Genomic DNA, 4,002 nt, shown 5'->3' with positions numbered 1-4,002 from the left:
GCCGAGTCCTGCGCGAAGCGGCTGCTGATCCAGGTTGCGATTGCCGATCTGTGTGCAGTGGGAAGTCAGCCCGTGCGCGGGGACAAGCTCAACCTGTGGATCCCGGACAACGGCTCGCAGCTCGCGACCAAAGGCGCCGCGGCCAGCATCGACGGCATCGGCGAGCCGGCCACGCTCATCGTGAATCGTGACCTCTTGAACAACCCGCTCGGCGGCGGCTGCGGCGGCGGCTTCGATCTCACCGTGACTCCGTCGGCGACCCAGGTGGACCGCGACCTGCCGGTGCCGCACCTGTGGACGCCGCGCTGACTCGCCCCCGGGCAGCGATCTTCTCGCTTGCGCTGCTGGCCGTGCTCGGCCGCGCAGCGAGTGCAGACGGCGCGACTCAGACCGGCATCCTCGCGTCCGACGCGGCCGCCGTGGACTACTACCAGGTCACTTGCTCGGACGACGGCTCGGGCGCGCCGGCCTCGCTCGCGGTGCAGGTGCAGGAGACTTCGCCCGCCGTCGCACCGCTCGTGAGCCTGCAGGTGCAGAAGGCGTTCGCAGCCACCAACACCACCGACCCCGCCGGCGCGGACACCGGCGCGAGCCCGCTGGTCGCCTTGAACGGCGGCGCCGGCGCGTACGACGTGTTCGTCGACAAGAGCGGCGCGGGCCTGTGCGGCTACGCGCTCTCGGTGCAATGCAAGACCGGCACGGACGGATCGGGCTCGAACACCGGCACCGCGATCGCGGGGATCACGGTCTCCCCGCCGCCCATTCCGGCCCTGCCGGGCGCGGTGCGCTGGGCGCTGGCAGCAGCGCTGGCGGCGCTGGCAGCGTGCGCTGCGCGGAGGCGCGCGTCGTGAGGTACGCGCTCGCTATCGCCTTCGCGCTCGCCCTCGCCACGGGCGCGGCCGCGCACACCCAGACCGGAGCGCTCGGCGCCGCGGCTTCGGCGACGGATTTCTACCAGGTCACCTGCTCCGACGACGGCAGCGGGCCGCCCCAGTCACTCATCCTGCAGATCCAGGACACCACGTCGGGCAGCGCGCCGCTGGTCGGCGTGCAGGGTCAGCGCGGATCGCAGACCACCAACGAGGTCGACCCCACCAGCGGCGACACGAACCCGAGCCCCCAGACCTACGTGAACGGCACGAGCGGCGTCTTCGACGTGATCGTCTACAAGACGGGCGCGGGAGCCGACAGCTACACGCTGACCTACCACTGCTACACCGGGCTGAACGGGACCGGGGTGCACACCGGCACCACGATCGTCTGGCATCAGAACCAATAGCTCGCGGCGCGCTACGATGATGGGCGCGATGTCACTCCCCTCCCCTGAGCCGCGCGCGCCGCTCGCGGCGGAGTCCCCCGCCGGCCTCGTGCTGCGCTGGCTGGTGCCGCTGCGCTTCATCGCCGCGGCGGGCCAGTGCGTGGCGCTCTCGGTCGCGCGCTACGGCTTGGAGGCGCCGCTGCCCTACGCGCAGCTCGCGCTCGTTCCCGCGATCACGGCGCTCTCCAATCTGCCGCTCGTGTGGCTGCGCGTTCCCCCGGAGCGCGCGTCCGGCGTCGCGGCCTCGGCGCTCGTGCTCGACACGCTCCTGTTCACGTTCCTGCTCCAGCAGAGCGGCGGGCCGGACAACCCGTTCAGCGCGATCTATGCCATCCACGTGGCCATGGCCGCCATGCTGGGCAGCGGTCGAGTCACTTGGGGGATCGCAGCGCTGTCGGCGGCAGGCTACGCGCTGATGTTCCACTGGCACGAGCCCCGCCACTTCTGGCACGGGCCCGTGAGCGAGGGCGGGTCGCTGCAGCTCCACGCGCTCGGCATGTGGGTCGCCGTCGCCGTGGTTGCGGTGGTCATCACCTTCTTCATCGGGCGCATCGCCCGGACGCTGCGCGCGCGCGAGGCGGAGCTGCGCCGCATCGGTGAGCTGGCGGCGCGCAACGCGCGGCTCGCTTCTCTCACGACCCTCGCGGCCGGCGCGGCGCACGAGCTGGGCTCGCCGCTCGGGACGATCGCAGTCATCGCCCGCGACCTGTCGCGCGCGGTCGAGGAGCGTGCGCCGCTCCCCTCGCTGGCCGATGACGCGAAGCTCCTGCGCTCCGAGGTCGAGCGCTGCCGGACGATCCTGGACCGCATGAGCGGGCGCGCCGAGCAGCTCGCGGGCAATGACCCGTCGCCGCTCACGGCCGAGGACGTGCGCGAGCTGCTCGGGCCCAAGGAGCTCGGCCCGGCAGCGTGCCGCCTGTTGGTCGAGATCGCCGCTCCGCCGGGAGCGCAGCTCGGCCTGCGCTCCGACTTCCAGGCCGTGGTTCTGCCGCTCGTGCACAACTCACTCGAGGCCTCGCGCGCTGCGCCGGTACGCGTGCGCGTGGCGCTCGACGGCGGCCAGATCGAGGTGCGGGTTCGCGACGAAGGTCACGGCATGAGCCCCGAGGTGCTCGAGCGCGCGGGCGAGCCCTTCTTCACCACCCGGCCGCCCGGGCGCGGCACGGGGCTGGGCCTGTTCGTGGTCCGCCTGCACGCCGAGCGGCTCGGCGGAAAGCTCGAGCTCGAGTCCACTCCCGACCGCGGCACCACGGCGCTGGCTGCCTGGCCGGTCGCCCCGTGACGCCGGCCGAGGCGCCGCTGCGCATCCTCGTCGTCGACGACGACGAGCCCTTCCGGAGCCGTCTCGCGCGCTCGCTGGCCGCGCGCGGTCACGAGGTCGCCGCCGCGGGCTCGGCCGAGGAGGCGCTGCGCGTCGCGCGCTCGTTCCAGCCGGAGCGCGCGGTGATCGATCTGCGCATGGCCGACGGCTCCGGGCTCGACGTGCTGTCGGATCTGCAGCGCGAGCTCCCGGAGCTCGCGAGCGTGCTGCTGACAGGCTACGGGAGCATCGCGACCGCGACGGAGGCCGTGCGCCGAGGCGCGCTCGACTATCTCACCAAGCCGGTCGACGCCGACGACGTGCTGCGCGCGTTCCACGCGGGGGCGGACGAGCCCGCCGCGACGGTGCCCTCGCTCCAGCGCGTCGAGTGGGAGCACATCCAGCGCGTGCTCGCCGACTGCGGTGGGAACATCTCCAAGGCGGCCCGCCTGCTCGGCCTGCACCGGCGCACCCTGCAACGCAAGCTCGCGGCTGCCCCGCCGCGCCGCTGAGCGGGTCAACGCCCTACGAGCTCGAGAAACACCTCGTCCGCGAAGAGCAGCCCGCGCTCGGTGAGGCGCAGGAAGCCGGAGTCGTCCTGCACCAGCCCGCGCGCGCGGAGCCTACCCAGCTCCGGGCCTGCGAACGCTTCGGGCGCGCCGCCGTAGCGCCGCAGATACTCGGCCCGCGACACGCCGTCGCTCTGGCGCAGGCCCAGGTAGAGCGCCTCGCGGCGCGCCTCGGCCGGGTCCAGGCGCTCGTCCTCCACCGCGGGCAGCTCGCCCGCGCGAAGCGCGCTCCGCCACGGCCCGAGCCCGCGCGCGTTCGACAGCCGCCGGTCGCCCAAGAGGCTCGCGGCCGAGGGCCCGAGACCCAGCACGTCGCGCCGCAGCCAGTAGCGCTGGTTGTGGCGGGCGCGGTGGCCCGCGCGCGCGTAGCTCGAGATCTCGTAGCGGTGCACGCCCGCCGCGCCCAGGTGCGCGCGCAGGAGCGCCGCCATGGCGACCACGGTGTCCTCGTCGGGCAGCGGCAGCCGTCCCGCCGCCGCGGCACGCGCGAACGGCGTGCCCGGCTCGAGCGTCAGCGCGTACGCCGAGACGTGCGGCACGCCCAGCGCGACCAGCCGCTCGACGTCGCGCTCGAGTGACTCGAGCGTCTGCTCCGGCGCGCCGTAGATCAGGTCGGCCGAGAGCGAGGCGAAGCCGGCGCCGAGACAGGCCTCGAGCCCGCGCAGCGCCTCCTGTGCGCTCTGCGCGCGGCCCAGCCGGCGCAGCACGCGCTCCTCGCCCGACTGCAAGCCGACCGACAGGCGAGTCACTCCCGCGGCGCGCAGCTCGGGCACGCGCGAGACCTCGAGCTGGCCCGGGTTCAGCTCGACCGTGAT

General features: G+C 73.9%; 6 protein-coding genes. 5 read left to right on the top strand and 1 reads right to left on the bottom strand.

The genetic code is table 11. The features are described 5' to 3' along the window. The 5 genes from VMR86_00780 to VMR86_00760 all read left to right on the top strand — a co-directional run. On the top strand, positions 1-309 hold a 309-nt coding region (locus VMR86_00780), incomplete at its 5' end, for a hypothetical protein (GenBank protein ID HTO05567.1). Next, a complete protein-coding gene (locus VMR86_00775) occupies positions 294-851 on the top strand; it encodes a hypothetical protein (GenBank protein HTO05566.1) in 558 nt (185 codons plus the stop codon). The genes VMR86_00780 and VMR86_00775, both read left to right, overlap by 16 nt. Next, on the top strand, positions 848-1,279 hold the full coding sequence (locus tag VMR86_00770; GenBank protein ID HTO05565.1) for a hypothetical protein: 432 nt from the start codon (positions 848-850) through the stop codon (positions 1,277-1,279). Before VMR86_00775 ends, VMR86_00770 begins: the two co-directional genes overlap by 4 nt. Before the next feature lie 28 nt (positions 1,280-1,307). Next, the gene (locus tag VMR86_00765) at positions 1,308-2,600 is read left to right on the top strand and encodes a HAMP domain-containing sensor histidine kinase (protein HTO05564.1); all 1,293 of its coding nucleotides are present in this window, start codon (positions 1,308-1,310) and stop codon (positions 2,598-2,600) included. Then, the gene (locus VMR86_00760) at positions 2,597-3,130 is read left to right on the top strand and encodes a response regulator (protein ID HTO05563.1); all 534 of its coding nucleotides are present in this window, start codon (positions 2,597-2,599) and stop codon (positions 3,128-3,130) included. Before VMR86_00765 ends, VMR86_00760 begins: the two co-directional genes overlap by 4 nt. A 5-nt stretch (positions 3,131-3,135) precedes the next feature. Here the strand turns inward: VMR86_00760 and VMR86_00755 are convergent. Further along, the coding region (locus VMR86_00755) for a coproporphyrinogen-III oxidase family protein (GenBank protein ID HTO05562.1) at positions 3,136-4,002 on the bottom strand (867 nt) is incomplete at its 5' end.

This window comes from Myxococcota bacterium, assembly GCA_035498015.1.
Lineage (GTDB): Bacteria > Myxococcota_A > UBA9160 > SZUA-336 > SZUA-336 > VGRW01.
Note: the sequence above shows the minus strand (reverse complement) of the source record. Positions and strands in the feature narration are given on the sequence as shown.